This window comes from Terriglobia bacterium, assembly GCA_020072565.1.
Taxonomy (GTDB): Bacteria; Acidobacteriota; UBA6911; order UBA6911; family UBA6911; genus JAFNAG01.
In genome coordinates this window covers 47,088-64,402 of record JAIQGI010000002.1, presented here as the reverse complement: position 1 = coordinate 64,402, position 17,315 = coordinate 47,088, and the positions used below count along the sequence as shown (strand labels likewise).

Genomic DNA, 17,315 nt, shown 5'->3' with positions numbered 1-17,315 from the left:
TTGAAATCGAATTGGAGAAATCAATGGAACAAGCTCTATCCGATCATGCTGACATGACGGACATGGAATTCCGTGCAGCGCTCGCGAGGGTCACTGAGTGGGTTTCCGCCTACAGAAAAAACGTTGGCTCCATGCCTGTTTTGTCCAGAATATCTCAAGGAGAGGTTGAAAGAGCGTTACCACCCGAGGCACCTCGGTTCGGAGAGCCGGTCGAGATGTGGCTCAAGGATCTTGAGGAGATCATACTGCCGGGCATAACTCATTGGAATCACCCTGGTTTCATGGCTTATTTCGGGATCACGGGATCCGCTCCCGGCATTCTTGGCGAACTGGTGAGCGGGGCCATCAACAGCAACGGCATGCTCTGGAAAACCTGCCCGGCGCTCACAGAATTGGAACAGGTGGTGATGCGCTGGTTTGCGTCTGCAATCGGCCTTCCTGCCGCATGGTTCGGGATGATCACCGACACGGCCTCCACTTCCACACTGGTGGCACTGGCGGCGGCGCGCGAAGCGACGGGCCTCCAGGTGCGAGAAGACGGGCTCTCGGGAAAACCCCCTCTGGTTCTCTACTGCTCAGAGGAGGCGCATTCTTCCGTCGACAAGGCAGGTCTCGTACTGGGCGTCGGGATGCAAGGGATTCGGCGCATCCCCGGCGACAGCGCGTTCCGGATGCAGGTCGACGCGCTCGAGGCCGCAATTCAAAAGGATCTCGCAGAGAGACGACATCCGTTTGCGGTCGTGGCGACTGTCGGGACCACATCAGCGACCGCCGTAGATCCTGTAACCGAAATTGCAGCTCTCTGCCGTCGCTTCCGCCTCTGGCTTCATGTGGATGCCGCCTACGCGGGGAGTTCGGCCGTGGCGCCGGAGTTCCGCTGGGTGCTGCACGGGTGCGAGCGGGCCGACTCACTGGTCGTGAATCCCCACAAATGGCTGTTTACGCCGGTCGATTGCTCGGTGCTCTTCACCAGCCGGCCGGAGATATTTCGAAATGCCTTTTCGCTTGTGCCTGAATATCTGAAGACGGATGCCCGCGGCGGCGTCGATCTCATGGACTATTCCTTCCAGCTGGGCAGACGGTTCCGGGCCATCAAGCTCTGGTTCGTTTTCCGCTATTTCGGCACGGAGGGCCTGGCGGCCCGGATTCGCGAGCATGTGCGGCTGGCGCAAATGCTCGCCTCATGGGTCGACGCGCATCCTGTCCTGGAGCGGCTTGCGCCCTCGCCTTTTTCGGTAGTGTGCTTCCGCGTCCATCCCCCGGACATGAACGATGAGGACGCACTGGAAAATCTGAATGCCGATGTGCTTGCGCGCGTCAACGCCAGCGGCGAAGTATTCTTATCCCATACCAGGCTGAAGGGGCGCTACTGCCTGCGCGTGGCGATCGGCAACCTGCAGACCGGCATGGATCGGGTAACACGTGTTTTCCAATTGATCTGTGAAGCTGCGAAAGCTTAGCCGGGATTATTCATGAATGTACGACCCAAATGCAGTTTTTGGACGCGGAAAAACATCGACCGCCGCCGACCGATCGGTCTTGGTCGGCAAGCAGGGCGGCAAAGGCTCCTGCCGGCGTTTATCAGCGTCCAATTTTGTTGCTTTTCACGGCGTGCGCTTCTGCTTCATGAACAATTCAGGTCAGGAATGCGGCAACAGGAAACCGGCTGCAGGTGTCGCCTGCTTCTTCGGTGCGCCCGGGACAGAGATACCGTCACCGCATAGCAATTTCGTTGAAAATTCGCTGGATGGCATCATGCGGGCACGACCGTCACCACAAGGTCGCGTTCACGCGGTCCGTTCCGTTCGACGAGCAGGACGCTCTGCCACGCGCCCAGTCTCAGCTTTCCTTCGCGGAAGGGGATGGTGAGGCTCGGTCCGAGAATCGACGAAATCATGTGATCCGGAGCGTGCGTGGGATTGTGTTCGTGGCGGAAACTGATCTTGGGGATCATGCGCCCCAGGGTCTCGGATAGATCTTCGTCGGTCCCTTCAGTTACTTCGCCCGTCGTAAGGGACGCCGTGGTGTGCGCGGCAAAGATGTTGCACAGGCCTTGATGGATACCTGTCGTCGCCAGGTAGCGCTCAATCGGGCCGGTGATATCGACGATTTGTTTGTTCCTGGTGGTGGATATGATAAGGGTCGTTGCCGGCATGACCGAATCAGTATAGGAGCACTCGGATAAGCTGACAAGAGAGAAGCCGGTCGCCACTGGGGCGCAGACACTGCGGGCAACAAGATGATACGAAGAACACGAATTGGACCTGGGCAAGCGCTTTGGCCGCCGCTGCAGACGGGGCGAAAGCGCTTGCTTCGCAGTGCAAGGTCACTTCGCTTTCGTCCACTGGTCGATCCAGTCCTGGACCGTTTTCCACCAGAGCCGGCTGTTCTGGGGCTTCAGGACCCAGTGGCCTTCATCCGGGAAATAAAGAAACTTCGACGGCACTTTCATCAGTTGCAGAGCAGTAAAGAGCTCGAATCCCTGGGTCACGGGCACTCTGTAGTCCAGTTCGCCATGGATCACGAGCATCGGTGTCTTGAAGTTTTTCACATAGCTTGATGGCGACCACTTTTCGTAAAGTGCCGGATTATTCCAGGGAGTACCCTGAAAATCCCACAGCGGGAACCACAACTCCTCCGTGGAACCAAACATGCTGGCCGCGTTGTACACCCCGTCGTGACTTACGAGACACCGGAACCGCTCGCTGTGCCCTTCAATCCAATTGATCATGTATCCGCCGTAGCTGGCGCCTGCTGCAGCAACGCGGGCAGCATCGATGTAAGGCAACTTCGTCAGATAATCCGCCCCCCTCATCAAGTCGAGGTAAACCTTGCCGCCCCAATCGCCGGAGATCTCATCCGTGAACTTCTGCCCGAATCCGGTGCTCCCATGCGGATTGGACGCGAAGACCACGTAGCCTCGCGCGGCGAACATCTGGATGTTCCAACGATAGGAGAAGTTGTCCTCCCATGCGCCCTGAGGGCCGCCATGAATGAGGAACACCGCCGGATATTTCCGCTTTGGGTCAAAGGCAGGAGGTTTTACAATCCATGCCTGAATCGGCGTGAAAAACGTGCTCCCGTCCCCTCCGCTCCCCTTCGGTTCGACCGCATCCGCCCCAGGATAGGTAATGCTCTCGACCGCACCGAAATCTATGCGACCGAGAGCGGCATCGTTGACTGCTGTCAACGGCCGTGCATCGCGACCATCGGCATTCGCGCGATAGACCTCCGCCGGCCTGGAAAGGCTCTGCCTGGTGAAAACCAGGGTCCTGCCGTCAGGCGCCACCTTTAGTTCGCCGTTGTAGCTCTTCTCGATCACTTTTAGCGGAGCTTCCCCACCCACTCCTACCCGCCAGATGCCGGAAAATCCTTGATCTTCAGCGGCGAAATAGATCGTGCGGCTGTCGGGTGCCCAGACCATTTCGCTCACGGAGCGATCCAGGCTTGCGGTTATGGACCTTGACGTGCGGGCAACCCGGTCGAAGAGCATGAGTTCGAAACGATCCGCTTCAAAGCCCGGGCGCCGCTGAGCACGGTACGCAATATATTTCCCGTCAGGAGAATAAAGCGGCGAGCCATCGTATGCAGGATTGGCGGTGATTTTCTTTGGTTCACTCCCCGTCAGCGGCACCGTCCACAGGTCCCCGTTGGTGCTGGTCGCCTCAACCTTGTCGGTGTTCCTCGCAAAGCAAAGTTCTTTGCCGTCGGGGGAAAAATCATAATCCGTCGGACCGCCCAGTGAAAAAGGTGGAGCGTCATAATCGCCGGGTGTCAAATCCCGCGCCGTCCCGCCGGCGGCTGGAACGACGAAAATGTGGGTCCGCTTCCCGTCTTTCCAGGCATCCCAATGCCGGTAAAGCAGATGGTCAAAGATCTTGGCTTTGACCTTTGAGGACTCCGCGGCTTTTTCCCGCTGCGCATTGCAGGCGTCATCACGGCAGTCCGGATATACGTCCGACGTGAATGCCAGGTTATTGCCGTCCTGTGACCAGATCACTCCATCGGCTCCGGTTGAGATCGATGTCAGCTTTCGGGCCTCCCCACTGGCAACGTCCAGGATCCACACCTGGGGGCTGCCATCGCGGCTCGATATAAATGCCAGCTTTTTCCCATCCGGTGACCACCGGGCATTGTTGTCACGCTTTTCGCTCTGAGTTAACTGCCGGGCGGCACCCCCCGCAATCGGGACGATCCAGACGTCGCTGTTCCCGGCATTTTTCGCAAGATCATATCGGGTCACCGAAAACGCAACCACCTTCCCGTCCGGAGAAACCTGTGGATCGCCGACACGTCCGAACGCGATCAGATCATCGAAGCTTATCGTGTGCTTCTGTTGCGCCAGACCGGGCACGGCAAGCAGCATGCCTGCCAGCAAGGCCAAAACAAGAGATCTCCATGGTTTCATGATCGTGTCCTCTCGCAAATCCAGTACCACGTTGAGAAATCAAAGGCCTAGTATATCAGAGCAAAAAGTTTTCGCGGAATTCATGGCTTCATGGCAAGCTTTGCTTGTGAGGCACTGCAGGATGATGACAGTTCCCAGGAGGAGTCGAACATGAAAGCGATTCGAGTGCATGAAACAGGTGGCCCTGAGAAACTCGTCTACGAGGAAGTACCGCTCCCGGTGCCGGGGCCGGGACAAGCCCGAGTGAAGGTCCAGGCAATCGGCGTGAACTTTATCGACGTGTATTTCCGCTCGGGTCTCTACAAGGCTTCGCTTCCCTTCACTCCCGGCATGGAGGCGGCTGGAATTGTGGACGCTGTGGGCCAGGATGTGACGGGTGTGGTAGCGGGGACCCGCGTTGCGTATGCAATGAACCTCGGAGCTTACGGCGAATATGCACTGGCAAACGCCTGGCAACTCGTAACCCTCCCCGAGAAGATCGACTTTCAGACGGGTGCCGCCGCCATGCTCCAGGGCATGACGGCTCACTATCTGACCCACGCCACATACCCCCTTCAGAGAGGCCAAACGGCGCTGGTGCACGCCGCGGCCGGAGGGGTTGGTCTCCTGCTGATCCAGATTGCCAAGATGATCGGCGCGCGCGTGATCGGCACGGTGTCCACTGAAGAGAAGGCGGCGATCGCCCGCGAGGCGGGAGCCGACCACGTGGTTCGCTACGATATGAGGGATTTTGAGGCCGAGGTGAAAAACATCACCCAGGGGCGGGGCGTCGAGGTGGTTTACGACTCGGTTGGGCGCTCGACCTTCGAGAAGAGTCTGAACTGCCTGAAGCGCAGGGGAATGATGGTGTTGTTCGGACAATCGAGCGGCCCTGTCCCTCCCGTGGATCTGAACATCCTCAACGCCAAGGGATCCATCTATGTGACCCGCCCGAGCCTCACCCATTACACCTCCACAGAAGAAGAACTCGACTGGCGAGCAAGCGATATTCTTGAATGGATCTCCGAGGGTAGACTGAATTTGAGGATCGACCGGAGCCTGCCGTTGCGCGAAGCCGCGAAGGCTCACCAGGCGCTGGAAGGACGGCAGACCCACGGAAAGGTTATACTCGTGCCGTGAAAGCTCTAACGGAGAGGACGCAGAGAATATTCTGTTTGTCTCTGCGTCCTCTGCGTTGAGTTTTTTTACTGCAATACCTTCCTGAACCGCTCGAAGGCCCAATTGATCTCGTCCCGTGTGATCACAAGCGGCGGGGCAACGCGGATGACGCGATCGTGGGTCTCCTTGCACAGAATTCCCTCATCTTTCAGCTTCTCGCAATAGGGTCGCGCCGGGCCGGACATTTCAATGCCAATCCACAGTCCGCGTCCGCGGACTTCGACGATGTGAGGCGCGCGCAGCGTCTTCAGTTTCTTGATGAAATAGTCCCCATGTTCCGCAGAACGCTCCACGAGCTTCTCCTCTGTCAGAACCTTCAGCGAAGCCCGCGCTACCGCGCATGCGAGTGGGTTGCCCCCGAAGGTGCTGCCGTGGTCTCCGGGCTTGAAGACGCCGAGTACGTTGCCCGGCGCCAACACGGCCGAAACAGGATAATAGCCGCCCGAGAGCGCCTTGCCGATGATCACCATGTCCGGGCGCACACCTTCGTGCATGTAGGCGAACAGCTTGCCGGTACGCCCCAATCCTGACTGGATCTCGTCGAGGACAAAGAGCACGTTGTTCCTCCGGCACAGGTCTTCGCACTTCTTGAGATAGCCTGCAGGAGGCACCAGAATCCCCGCCTCACCCTGGATAGGTTCGACCAGGAATGCGCACGTGTTCGCCGTGATCGCGCGTTGCAACGCCTCCACGTCGCCATAAGGAATGACGGTGAAGCCCGGTGTGAAGGGGCCGAATCCCTCGCGATATTGCGGCTCGGTGGAAAAGCCGACGATCGTGATCGTGCGCCCATGAAAGTTATTGGCGCAGGCGATAATTTCCGCTCTATCGGCCGGAATGCCCTTGACCTGGTATCCCCACTTGCGAGCCGTCTTGAGCGCGGTCTCGACCGCTTCCGCCCCCGAGTTCATGGGCAGCATGGTGTCCATCCCCGTCAGTTCGTGCACGTCCCGGCACAGAAGCGGGAGTTGGTCGTTGCGAAAAGCGCGCGAGGTCAAGGTCACGCGGTGGGCCTGCTCGATCAGGGCTTCCATGATTTTGGGGTGGCAATGGCCCTGATTCACCGCCGAATACGCTGCCAGGCAGTCCAGATAGCGCTTCCCATCCACGTCGTAAACCCAGACACCCTGGGCCTTGTGGATCACCACATCCAGCGGGTGGTAGTTGTGAGCTCCATAGCGGTCCTCGAGCTCGATGAAATCCTTGGTGGTCATTTCGGGGTTCATGAAGCCTCCAGTAAATCCTTTGGAATGCAGCCGATGGCCGCCGCATTCCCCGGGCACAAGCAAGCTCGCACGTCGCAAATAGCTCGGCGCAAACTCCCCGTCCCATTCAAAAATTTCCGCTCATTCCAGGACCATCGTCAAGAGCGCCATGCGCACATAGAGCCCGTTGGTTGCCTGTTGAAAATAGAATGCCCGCGGGTCGTCATCCACGGTCTTGTCGAGCTCCAGCGTGCGCGGCAGTGGATGCAGGATCATGGCGTTCCGTTTCATCTTCTGCAACACCGACGTGTCCATGAAGTACTTCTTGAGGTGTTGTTGATCGGGCATTCGACCTGGACGAATCTGGGTGACATAGATGACATCGACGGCGCCGATCACGCGATCGAGTTCGGATTCCTGGGCATACCAGATGTTGTGTTCCGCGAGGTGTTCGAGTATATCCCGCTTCATCCGCACCTCGGGCGGGCTAACGAAGTACATCTTGACGCGCTCGAACTTGCTCAGGAGGTACGCCAGCGAGCGCACCGTCCGCCCGCGGTCCAGCTCGCCGACCATGGCGATCGTGAGCCCGTCCAGCGTTCTGCGCTCCCGGAAGATGGTGTAGAGATCCAGAAGCGCCTGCGTGGGATGCTGCCCGCCGCTGCCATCGCCAGCGTTGATGACAGGAACCTTCGACACGGACGCGGCGCGCGCGGCTCCCCCCAATTCGGAATGGCGCAGCACGATCACGTCCGTGTAGCCGGAAATGATCCGGATCGTGTCTTCCAGCTGCTCTCCTTCCACCTCCGACGAAAAAGCCTTGGCCTCCTCGGTGGAGCAAACCCGTCCACCCAGGCGATGCATGGCGGCTTCGAAGGATATTCGAGTCCGCGTCGACTGTTCATAAAAAAGGGTCGCCATGATCTTGTGCTGATAGTCGAGTGTCCCGCCTCGGGCCACGATGCGCTCCATGGCACGGGTGCGCTCAAAAAGTTCCATCAGGAGCGGCACCGTGAACTGCTGCGATTCGATGACATGACGAAGCTTCACGATTGCTGCCCCCCGATCTCAGGAACTATGTGAGTTCCCGCTTCCCCGGTCATCGCCTCCGCCAGGTTTTCGAGGGAGGTGATGATCGCTTCCTTCCCTCCGGACTGCAAAAAACGGATGGCCGCCTCGACTTTGGGCCCCATACTCCCGGGAGGGAACTCGCCGGCCGCGTGATACGTCATGATCTCCTGCAGGCCTATCCGCCTGAGAGCACGCTGCCCGGGCCGTTTGAAATTGAGATAGACGTAATCCGCGTCTGTCGAAAATACCAACAGGTCGACCGACAGCTGCATGGCCAACAACACGGAGGCGCGGTCCTTGTCGATCACCGCCTCCACGCCCCGGATGAGGCCGTTGTCCCGCACCACCGGGATGCCGCCGCCGCCCGCCGCGATCACCAGGATGCCCTGATCCATGACGCAGCGGATGACCTCCGCTTCGATGATCTCGACGGGAGCCGGCGATGCCACGACGCGCCGATAGCCTCGGGAGGCATCTTCGATCATCTCCCAGCCGAACAGGCGCGCTTTCTCCTCTGCGGCCGCATGCGAGTAGAACGGCCCAATAGGCTTCGTAGGCCTCTGGAAGCCGGGGTCGTCCGCGCGCACCACCACCTGGGTGAGCACCGTCGATACCGGCTTCCGGATCCCGGCCAGCTGGAACTCCAGCTGAAGCGCCTGCTGGAGAATGTATCCGATTTCCCCCTGGGTCGCAGCAACGCACACGTCCAGGCCCTGCTCATACACCTGGCCTGCGGCGCGCTCGGAGCGCAGCAACTGCGCCCCCACTTGAGGGCCGTTGCCGTGGGTAACCACCAGGTGCAGCCCCGTTTTCATGAGGGCGGCGATCGCCTTGCTGATCACCCGGGCGTTGGCAATTTGTTCGGGAATGGTCCCTTTTTCTCCGGCGCGGATCAGGGAGTTCCCGCCTACTGCGATGACAGCCGATTTCGCCAATCCACACCTCTAGCGCATGAGGTTGAGCATAATGGCCTTCTGAGCATGCAGCCGGTTTTCCGCCTGCTGGAAGACGACGGAGCGCGGCGATTCCATGACGCCATCAGTTACCTCCTCCCCCCGGTGGGCAGGCAGGCAGTGCAGGAAGATGGCATCGGGGCGCGCATGGGCGAACAGCTCCTCATTGACCTGATAAGGACGAAAGATTTTCAGGCGCGTAGCCGATTCTGCTTCCTGTCCCATGCTGGTCCACACGTCGGTGTAGATCGCGTCCGCGCCCTTCACAGCGGCTAATGGATCGTGGGTAAGATCGATAGTGCAGCCGGTCACAGCACCCTGGGTGCGCCCCCATTGGACTACTTCAGGATTCGGCTCATATCCCGGAGGTGTCGCCACAGCGAGATGGACGCCGAGGCGCGCCGCGGTATGGATCAGCGAAACGGCCACATTGTTGCCGTCCCCAACATAGGCAAGCTTCATCCCGGCAAACTTCTTCTTGATTTCGAGCAGGGTCATGTAGTCCGCCATCGCCTGGCAGGGATGATTGTAATCGGTCAAGCCGTTGATGACGGGGATATGCGCATGTTCGGCCAATTCCTCCACCACCTTGTGGCTGAACGTACGGGCCATGACTCCCTGAACCATGCGCTCGAGATTTCGTGCCACGTCAGCTACGGATTCTCTCTTGCCGAGATTGATCTCCGCCGGCGACAGATAGATGGCAAATCCGCCAAGCTGGTGGATGCCGACATTGAAGGTTACGCGTGTGCGCAAGGAGGGTTTCTCGAAGATCATGGCGAGAGCCTTGCCTTTGAGCGTATCGGCGTACTTCTCCGGGTGTGACTTGATATCGATAGCATCGTCGATCAGTTTCCGGACCTCAGCGGGAGTGTAAGTGCGAACCGTGATGAAGTCCCTTTTGGCCATGGATGCCTCCGAAAGCGCAGACCTCGCAGACGCTGAGACTCGAAAACTCGACAAAAGCCACATCGTGGAGTCTTTGAGTCTTCGAGTCGTGGCGAACTAGAGTTTCCTGAGAAACCGGTCCAAAATTCGTGCCAGTTCGGCGGTGGACGGCTGGTCCAGGGCATAAGTAACACGAATCATGGGATGGTTGGACTTGACAAGCCGGGAAAGGTCAAAGGGCGTACCGACCAGGACCAGGTCGCAAGGCACGGCATTGATGGTGGCCTGCAGATCGTGAACCTGCTGATCCCCGTAGCCCATGGCGGGCAGAATGTCGGTCAAATGCCGGTATTTTTCGAAGACGCCCTTGATCGTACCCGAGGCGTAGGGGCGCGGATCAACGATCTCAGCAGCACCGAACTGCTTTGCCGCAACATGCGCCGCACCATAAGTCATCTCGCCGTGCGTGAGTGTGGGCCCATCCTCCACAACCAGCACTTTCTTGCCTTTGATGGCTTTCTCGTCCTCCACTGAAACAACGGATCCGGCCCGGATGATGGTCGCGTTCGGATTGGTGTGGGAAATGTTGGCGATCACTTCCTCAATTGCGGCCGGTTCTGCCGTGTTGACCTTGTTCACCAGTACCACCTGGGCCATACGCAGGTTGGTCTCTCCCGGATAGTACTTCAGCTCATGCCCGGGGCGATGGGGATCCGCAACCACAATGTGCAGATCGGTCTGATAGAACGGGATATCGTTGTTGCCGCCGTCCCACAGTACAATGTCCGCCTCACGTTCGGCACTGCGCAGAATATCCGTGTAATCGACACCGGCATAGACGATGTGCCCCTTCTGGATGTGCGATTCGTACTCTTCCATCTCCTCGATCGTGCATTGATACCGCTCCAGGTCCGCCAACGTCTCAAAACGCTCGCAGCGCTGGGCATTGAGATCCCCATAGGGCATTGGATGGCGGATTACTACTACGGATTTGCCGCGTTCGTGCAGCAGTTCCGTGATGCGCCTCGATGTCTGGCTCTTTCCGCACCCCGTCCTGACCGCACATACGGAAATGACCGGCTTGATCGACTTCACCATCGTCGATTTGGCACCCATCAGCAGAAAGTCCGGGCCAAGGGCATTGACCAGCGAAGCGCGATGCATCACCTCGACGTGCGGAACGTCGCTGTATGCAAACACGACCTCATCAGCCTGGAATTTTTTGATCAGAGCCGACAACTCGGATTCATCGAAGATCGGAATGCCGCGCGGGTAGCCGTTGCCGGCGAGCTCAGGAGGGTACGTTCTCCCTGCGATACCGGGAATCTGAAAAGCGGTAAACGCGACAACCTGATACTGAGGATTATTGCGGAAGTAGACGTTGAAGTTGTGAAAATCCCTCCCTGCGGCCCCCATTATGATAACCTTCTTCTGCTTTGCAGCCATGATGAAACTCCAGTTTAAAGAACGGCAAACGGATTTGAATTCTCAGCGGCATACAAACTCCCAATATACCTCACGGGCTGTTGGGTTGCCAACCTTCAAAAGCTCCCGGCCAAGGCCAAATTCGGGTTGTGAAATCTGTTACCGGGAATCGGCGGAGTTCTATTGATATGGACCCGCACACATGCGCGACCCTCGAGCTTGGCGCGCTCCTGGATCTGCTCGCGCGCCACGTCCAAACACCACTCGGGCGCACGGGTGTGCTGCAATTGCGGCCGCAGACGGACCGCGGCATGATCGATCGCGCCCTGGATCTGACTACGGAGTGCGTTCATTTCCTGGATTCCGGTCAGCGATTCGGCTTGGCCGGGATTGAGGATCCCGAGCCGGGACTCGCACGGCTTCAGGTCGCAGGAACCACGCTCGAGCCTCGACAAGTGTTGGATTTGCAGCACATTGTGTCCATGGGCATGGGCCTTCGCGACCTGTTCCGGGATTCGGAGGAACGTGTGCGCTGCCCGAACCTCGCCGGGATCATAAATAGAATCCCGGATCTACACCGGCTGCTCGCGGACATCAAGGGAAAGGTACTCCCCGGCGGCGAGATCGACGACAACGCCAGTCCCGAACTGGGCAGCATCCGCCATGAGATTCAGACCAGCCGATTGCACATTCACCGATCCCTGGAAGGGATCTTGCGGCAGGAGGCACGGGCCGTGCAGGAAGAACTCATCACGGTTCGCAACGGCCGCTTCGTGATCCCGGTGCGCACGGACTCCCGGGTCCAGGTTCCGGGAGTCGTTCACGGCCTGTCATCGAGCGGCCAGACGACGTACATCGAACCCCTGCCGGTCATTGACCAGAACAACGAACTCGTGCGACTGCGCGAGCAGGAGGAGATCGAAATCGCGCGCATACTGTTCGCCATCACCGAAGCGTTCCGGGCCCATCAGGCAGCCATCCGGACGATTGCAGGGACGATTGCTGAAATCGATGTCGGCCAGGCCAAAGCCCGGCTTTCGCTCGAATTCGACTGCGTCAGGCCCCGGCTGTCACCCGCGCGCGAACTGAGGCTTCACGATGCGCGACATGTCTTACTCGAGCATGCGCTGCGTCAATCAGGCAGCGGCGCCGTGCCCATATCTTTTGCGCTCGACGATGCTCACCAGGTTCTGGTCATAAGCGGTCCCAATGCCGGTGGGAAAACCGTGGTGCTCAAGACCGTCGGGCTTACAGCCCTCATGGCGCAAATGGGACTTCATGTGCCGGCGCACGAAGCCGTCCTGCCGGTCTTCGATCAGGTGTTCGCCGACATCGGGGACCAGCAATCGATCGCCGCGAACCTTTCCACCTTCACGGCTCATATGCGCAACATCGCCCGAATGGCCCGGGAGGTAGTGCCGCCGGCACTGCTTCTGATTGACGAGGTCGGGACCGGCACAGATCCTGAGGAAGGCGCGGCGCTCGCAGTGGCCATCGTGGACTGTTTCCGCCGCCTCGGCGCCACCACTTTCGCAACAACCCATTACAATCCGCTGAAGATGTGGGCGTCGCAAATGGAGGGGGTGCTTAACGCTTCGGTGGAATTCGACGAGCGCACCCTGCGCCCCACCTATCGGTTGATCGTGGGGGTTGCCGGCTCTTCCGCCGGACTCGACATCGCGCGCCGCATGGACCTGCCCGACGCCATCCTCAATCAGGCGCGTGCGCTGGCGAATCCCGACCAGATCCGCGCGAGCGAGTATTTAAAGAGGCTCAAGGCGTTGGTCGATGAGCAGGAAACGCTGCGCGCAGCCCTGGAGGAGGAGCGGGCCGCGACGGCGCAGGAGTACGCGCGGCTGGAAGAGGAATTCTCCCGCCGCGAAGCTTCCCGGCGCGCCGAGTTTGAAGAAACCCTGGCACGCGCCGGCCGTGAGTTCAGCCGGCAGAGCGAGCAACTGATCAAAGGTCTCAATGACCGGATCGCCGCTGAAAGACTGAAGAAAGTCGCACAGAACCGCGCCGCCCAGTTCCGGCGCAGCAGCATGGAAACGAGCAGGAAGATCGAGGCGGAGATCGGCCTTGGCCCGCAGCGTTCAGCCGCCGCCGCCAGTAAGGAGGCCAGCCCGCCCGCGCTTGGGAAACCTGCGGTCGTCGAACCGGCTGAAGGGGATCGAGTCTGGGTGAAACCGCTGAGTCAGGCAGGCACGGTGGACACGATTCACGGCGAGACTTATACGGTGAGCATAGGATCCCTCAAGTTCCGCGCCCGGCTCGAGGACCTCCAGGTCCTGGAATCCGCCCCCTCCACGCCCGGCGGGCGCGCGCCGGCAAAACCGGCGCCGGAGTTGAATCTCGAGCAGCAGTTCGCGCCTGAACTCAAGGTGATCGGACTGACTGCCGACGAGGCCATCGATCGCGTGGACAAGTTCCTGGACGAGGCCTTCCTGGCAGGGACGGAGAGCGTTCGCATCATCCATGGGCATGGAAAAGGCATCCTGCGCCGCGCCATTGCGGAACTGCTCACAAACCATCCCCACGTAGAGAAGTTTCAGTTGGCGCCTCCTAACCAGGGTGGCGGCGGCGCAACCGTGGTCGAGCTCAAGAAATAAGATCACGAACCACGCGAAAAGCACGATACTGCTTTCGCGCGGTTCCTGTGTTTTTCGATTATTTGCCTGGTATGCATTGAATAACATATTTCTAACGGAGGCCGTCATGCATGTCGGAAGATCGAATCTTATTTTGCTGGTTGCGTTGGTTCTGCCGAAGCTGGCAGCCGGACAGGTGCCTCCTCCATCCATACAAGTCTCCGCTGAGGCGGTCGTGGCAGTAAAACCGGACCAGGCTCTCATCCAGGTCGGTGTGGTGACGCAGTCAGCTACGGCCCAGGCGGCCACAGCCGAAAACGCCCAGCGTGTGGACGCTACCATCACGGCGATTCGCAACGTCCTGGGCAACGGTGGGGAAATCAAGACGGTCGGTTATTCCGTACGCCCGGTTTATCGGTATCCTAAGGAGGGCGGCACGCCAGCCATTACGGGCTATACCGCCAGCAACGTGGTCCAGATTACGATGAATGACCTGGCGGGCGTCGGCCGTGTGATTGACACGGCAACAGCGTCGGGGGCCAATACGATCCAGCAACTGCAGTTCACACTCAAAGACGACCAGGCGGTGCAACTTCGGGCGCTGAATGAGGCGGCAACTAAGGCCAAGGCCAAAGCGCAGGCCATGGCGGCAGCTCTGGGGCTCAAGATGGTGCGTGTGCTGCGTGCCGAAGAGCAAGGGGGAGTCGTACGGCCGCAGAGTGAGCGCCTCTATATGATGGCGGGCGCTGCCACAGCGCCGCAGACAACGGTGGAGCCCGGCACAGTGGAAGTTCATGCCACCGTGACGCTCACCGTCGAAGTGGGGCAGTAACAGTCTTGAAAGGCATGGATCTGTGAACAACCTCCTCTTCTATCTGGGGAACCGGAGGTCGCTCCTGATCGACATCCGAGGCCGGGAAAGCGCAGAGTGGTTGTTTATGTCCTACGAACGTGAGACCGAGGCGATGTTATCCGCCGCACGGCAGGCCGGTGAGATTGCTCTGTGGCACTTCAGGGCCGGCACGGCAGCGGAGGTAAAGGAAGATCAGTCTCCCGTCACCGCCGCAGATCGGGAGTGCGAGCAGTTCATCAGTGGCAGTTTGTCCGCAGGCTTTCCTGCAGATGGTATCCTCGGCGAGGAAGGCACACACAAACCGTCCCATTCGGGGCGACGTTGGCTCATCGATCCCATCGATGGTACCCGCGATTTCGTCCGCCGCAATCGCTTCTGGTCAGTTCAGATTGCACTTGAAGCCGACGGTCGGATTGTCCTGGGAGCGATCTATTTTCCCCTTCTCGCCGAGATGCTCCACGCCATCTCCGGCGTTGGCTGCTACTGGAATGATGCGCCGACGAGGGTTGCCGACACATCGCGCCTTGACAAGGCGATCCTCGCGGTGAGCGGATTCAAATCGGCCTGGGGAGTTTGGGACGCGGAGGCACTGCGCCGATTGACCGAAATCTGCTGGACGGTTCGCGGCTACGGAGCAAGTTACGACATAGCCATGCTCGCCCGCGGCAAGGCCGACATCTGGCTCAGCGGCAACGGCATGGAGTGGGACTACGCGCCGGCGCGCATCATCGCTCAGGAGTCTGGCGCCAGATTTCTCACCCGTGATGGAACCGGGCGCATCGATGCCCGCCACTGCCTGATCTGCACCCCCGGATTGGAGCAGGAATTACGAGCCCTCCTGCGGATGCGGGGCTGAAACGGCAGCCGGACGCAGCACGCCCGCCCGTCCGCAACCGGATGAAACCACCAACCGTCCGAAACAGCGAAACCGAATCAGGGTGGGAGGGCCGAGATGTAATGGGTTCTTACCAGCGTCCAGTAATCCGTATACAGACCGTGCTGGTAGTCGTCAAGAAAGACGGATATTTTTTGAAGCAAGGTCGTCAGCCGGTGATTGCCGATCTGCGCCGGGTGCGGAGAGCGGCCCTGGTTGGGATAGGCACGGATGAAGAGGCTTCTCGCCGTAATCGGCAGCAGACCGACATTTTTGGCGAACTCGTCGAATTCCCCGCCGTCGAAGAGATACTGCTCCACGTTGGACGTGTAAAAAGCCGTTACCGCATAGCCGTTCTTCTTGAGATAGCTCGCCACTGCAGCGATCGCTTTGGTTCCTCCGAAATCTCCCACGATCGGTATGATGCGATTGCTTATCTGCAGCGAGCGTACGAATTCATAATCGTTCCGGCTCGCAAGAAAATTGCCGAGTTTCCCGTGCAGATCCGATTCCAGCATCAGGTCTCCCAGAGTTGGGAAGTAACTCCAGGCGCTGCGCGACCCGTACCCATACCCGCCATACCTGCCGTACCCGCGGTACTGCAGATTGAAGTTTTCATCGCGGAAGGCAGAATAGACATACTCCAGCTTCGCGCGGTCTGTGGCATCCAATGGAACAGCAAAGTTTCGCGTGATTGTGGTCCCGATAAGAGCAAGATTGCGGGTGAATGTGGCACCATCCGTAGCGATCCTGGAAAAGTAACTCACCAATTCCTGGGCCGACGCATCCGCCCCCGGCCCGGCCCCGACGATGGGTTTGCTGAACAAAAGGGAAAGGAACCGAGTCCGGGTCTCGGCAAGCTGAAAAAGCGCCTTGAACATCAGGTGCTGGATCACTGCCTGCCGCCGGATGTCCACGATAAACGCAATCTGCGGACGTATCTTCGCGATATAGGTGAAGTTCTGCTCCGGGCCGACACCGATGTAAGCACCGCCGGAGGCTCCCAGCTCTTTCAGCTTGTCCACTATATGCAGATAGGAAGTTTCATTGGAGACGAAGTTGTCGGATCGGAAGTAGCCTCCCGGTTCCGAAAACTCCTTGAAGATGCGGGCAAATTCCGACGGCGGGATTGCCTTGTTGTGGGCTTTCTCGAGACGGGATTGTTCCCACGCCTGCCGCGCTTGCCCGCCAGTAAAAAGCAAAGTGGCGGCAAGGATCCAGATCATGCGCCGCGGCTGCCGCATCTGGCTTTGGACAGGCGGCATGGGACTGGAATCTTGACTCATCAGGCCTGATTCTTCCTTCGTCTGGCTGACCAGTTGCCCGTACCGGCATTGCTGAAACGCGCGGTACCTTTCATATTGTCACCGGTGACGCTGCCGGTGTAATTGACTGTGTAGGCGACGTCTTGAAACTTCAGGGACACCGTAAACCCGATATCGTTCCCCTTGATGGTACCTGCCAGACTGCTCTCCCCCATCTGGCCCCGGTAAATTCCAGTGATCTTTTCTCCTTCCTGTTTCAGGCTGATCGAAGGGTGAGCCGTTCCCTGTTGTGACTCGACCGTCATATCCCATGTGCCTGTCACATCGACAGCCTCAGGTTCCGCCGGTGACACCAAGGGCAAAAGGATCACAAGCATCGGCAGGGCGCAAACGGTCCGGAAAATCATCCGGCGCAACAGTGACGAAGATAAGATGGCTTGCATTTTATGCATGCGAATTGGTCCTCTGATAAGAATACCACCAGACGGCGCCTCGTGCGCGCAAATGTGCGCGCGTCGTTCGTTTGGCGGAGAATCAGCTACAAACCTGATCGGCACTTGGATAATGTCACCGAATTTTCGGATTCGACATATAATGCATGCGCCACCAATTTGGGAGGAGACGGAA

At 59.0% G+C, this 17,315-nt stretch carries 14 protein-coding genes; 5 read left to right on the top strand and 9 right to left on the bottom strand.

Going from position 1 to position 17,315, the window contains the following annotated elements:
* Window positions 1-23: 23 nt before the first annotated feature.
* A complete protein-coding gene (locus LAP85_01350; protein MBZ5495022.1) occupies window positions 24-1,460 on the top strand; it encodes an amino acid decarboxylase in 1,437 nt (478 codons plus the stop codon).
* Between the two features lie 293 nt (window positions 1,461-1,753).
* Here LAP85_01350 and LAP85_01345 read toward each other — a convergent pair whose 3' ends face one another.
* Together LAP85_01345 and LAP85_01340 are read right to left on the bottom strand one after the other, a co-directional pair.
* Window positions 1,754-2,155, bottom strand: a complete 402-nt coding sequence (locus LAP85_01345; GenBank protein MBZ5495021.1) for a secondary thiamine-phosphate synthase enzyme YjbQ — start codon at window positions 2,153-2,155, stop codon at window positions 1,754-1,756.
* A 171-nt stretch (window positions 2,156-2,326) separates the two neighbouring features.
* Window positions 2,327-4,408 (bottom strand): S9 family peptidase, encoded by a 2,082-nt coding sequence (locus LAP85_01340; protein MBZ5495020.1) that lies wholly within the window; start codon window positions 4,406-4,408, stop codon window positions 2,327-2,329.
* Window positions 4,409-4,558: 150 nt separating this feature from the next.
* Between LAP85_01340 and LAP85_01335 the strand changes: the two genes are divergently transcribed.
* Entirely contained in the window at window positions 4,559-5,527 is a 969-nt protein-coding gene (locus tag LAP85_01335; protein MBZ5495019.1) for a quinone oxidoreductase, read from the top strand.
* 65 nt (window positions 5,528-5,592) lie between these two features.
* Here the strand turns inward: LAP85_01335 and rocD are convergent, their stop codons facing one another.
* The 5 genes from rocD to LAP85_01310 all read right to left on the bottom strand — a co-directional run bounded on the left by rocD (window position 5,593) and on the right by LAP85_01310 (window position 11,129).
* Entirely contained in the window at window positions 5,593-6,780 is a 1,188-nt protein-coding gene (gene rocD / locus LAP85_01330) for an ornithine--oxo-acid transaminase (protein ID MBZ5495018.1), read from the bottom strand.
* Window positions 6,781-6,912: 132 nt separating this feature from the next.
* Window positions 6,913-7,824 carry an aspartate carbamoyltransferase gene (pyrB, locus tag LAP85_01325; protein ID MBZ5495017.1) on the bottom strand — a complete coding sequence of 304 codons (912 nt, stop codon included), beginning with the start codon at window positions 7,822-7,824 and terminating at the stop codon, window positions 6,913-6,915.
* The gene (gene arcC / locus LAP85_01320; protein MBZ5495016.1) at window positions 7,818-8,777 is read right to left on the bottom strand and encodes a carbamate kinase; all 960 of its coding nucleotides are present in this window, start codon (window positions 8,775-8,777) and stop codon (window positions 7,818-7,820) included. The genes pyrB and arcC overlap by 7 nt, the downstream gene beginning before the upstream one ends.
* Before the next feature lie 9 nt (window positions 8,778-8,786).
* Window positions 8,787-9,704: an ornithine carbamoyltransferase gene (gene argF, locus LAP85_01315; GenBank protein ID MBZ5495015.1), complete on the bottom strand. Its 918-nt coding sequence runs from the start codon at window positions 9,702-9,704 to the stop codon at window positions 8,787-8,789.
* A 96-nt stretch (window positions 9,705-9,800) separates the two neighbouring features.
* On the bottom strand, window positions 9,801-11,129 hold the full coding sequence (locus LAP85_01310; GenBank protein MBZ5495014.1) for a cyclic 2,3-diphosphoglycerate synthase: 1,329 nt from the start codon (window positions 11,127-11,129) through the stop codon (window positions 9,801-9,803).
* Between the two features lie 167 nt (window positions 11,130-11,296).
* On the opposite strand from LAP85_01310, the gene LAP85_01305 reads away from it, so the two are divergent.
* The 3 genes from LAP85_01305 to LAP85_01295 all read left to right on the top strand — a co-directional run bounded on the left by LAP85_01305 (window position 11,297) and on the right by LAP85_01295 (window position 15,405).
* Window positions 11,297-13,717, top strand: a complete 2,421-nt coding sequence (locus LAP85_01305) for a Smr/MutS family protein (protein MBZ5495013.1) — start codon at window positions 11,297-11,299, stop codon at window positions 13,715-13,717.
* A gap of 106 nt (window positions 13,718-13,823) precedes the next feature.
* A complete protein-coding gene (locus LAP85_01300) occupies window positions 13,824-14,528 on the top strand; it encodes an SIMPL domain-containing protein (protein ID MBZ5495012.1) in 705 nt (234 codons plus the stop codon).
* A gap of 22 nt (window positions 14,529-14,550) precedes the next feature.
* Window positions 14,551-15,405 carry an inositol monophosphatase gene (locus tag LAP85_01295; GenBank protein MBZ5495011.1) on the top strand — a complete coding sequence of 285 codons (855 nt, stop codon included), beginning with the start codon at window positions 14,551-14,553 and terminating at the stop codon, window positions 15,403-15,405.
* Window positions 15,406-15,482: 77 nt separating this feature from the next.
* Here the strand turns inward: LAP85_01295 and LAP85_01290 are convergent, their stop codons facing one another.
* Window positions 15,483-16,709 carry a hypothetical protein gene (locus LAP85_01290; protein MBZ5495010.1) on the bottom strand — a complete coding sequence of 409 codons (1,227 nt, stop codon included), beginning with the start codon at window positions 16,707-16,709 and terminating at the stop codon, window positions 15,483-15,485.
* On the bottom strand, window positions 16,709-17,131 hold the full coding sequence (locus LAP85_01285) for a hypothetical protein (protein ID MBZ5495009.1): 423 nt from the start codon (window positions 17,129-17,131) through the stop codon (window positions 16,709-16,711). The genes LAP85_01290 and LAP85_01285 overlap by 1 nt, the downstream gene beginning before the upstream one ends.
* Window positions 17,132-17,315: the final 184 nt, after the last annotated feature.

Excerpts from the sequence above, each read along its gene's own strand:
- LAP85_01300 (MBZ5495012.1), top strand. The coding sequence starts at position 13,824 with ATGCATGTCGGAAGATCGAATCTTATTTTGCTGGTTGCGTTGGTTCTG.
- LAP85_01350 (MBZ5495022.1), top strand. The coding sequence starts at position 24 with ATGGAACAAGCTCTATCCGATCATGCTGACATGACGGACATGGAATTC.
- argF (MBZ5495015.1), bottom strand. The coding sequence starts at position 9,704 with ATGGCCAAAAGGGACTTCATCACGGTTCGCACTTACACTCCCGCTGAG.
- rocD (MBZ5495018.1), bottom strand. The coding sequence starts at position 6,780 with ATGACCACCAAGGATTTCATCGAGCTCGAGGACCGCTATGGAGCTCAC.
- LAP85_01305 (MBZ5495013.1), top strand. The coding sequence starts at position 11,297 with ATGGACCCGCACACATGCGCGACCCTCGAGCTTGGCGCGCTCCTGGAT.
- LAP85_01285 (MBZ5495009.1), bottom strand. The coding sequence starts at position 17,131 with ATGCAAGCCATCTTATCTTCGTCACTGTTGCGCCGGATGATTTTCCGG.
- LAP85_01345 (MBZ5495021.1), bottom strand. The coding sequence starts at position 2,155 with ATGCCGGCAACGACCCTTATCATATCCACCACCAGGAACAAACAAATC.
- LAP85_01335 (MBZ5495019.1), top strand. The coding sequence starts at position 4,559 with ATGAAAGCGATTCGAGTGCATGAAACAGGTGGCCCTGAGAAACTCGTC.
- LAP85_01290 (MBZ5495010.1), bottom strand. The coding sequence starts at position 16,709 with ATGAGTCAAGATTCCAGTCCCATGCCGCCTGTCCAAAGCCAGATGCGG.
- LAP85_01310 (MBZ5495014.1), bottom strand. The coding sequence starts at position 11,129 with ATGGCTGCAAAGCAGAAGAAGGTTATCATAATGGGGGCCGCAGGGAGG.
- LAP85_01340 (MBZ5495020.1), bottom strand. The coding sequence starts at position 4,408 with ATGAAACCATGGAGATCTCTTGTTTTGGCCTTGCTGGCAGGCATGCTG.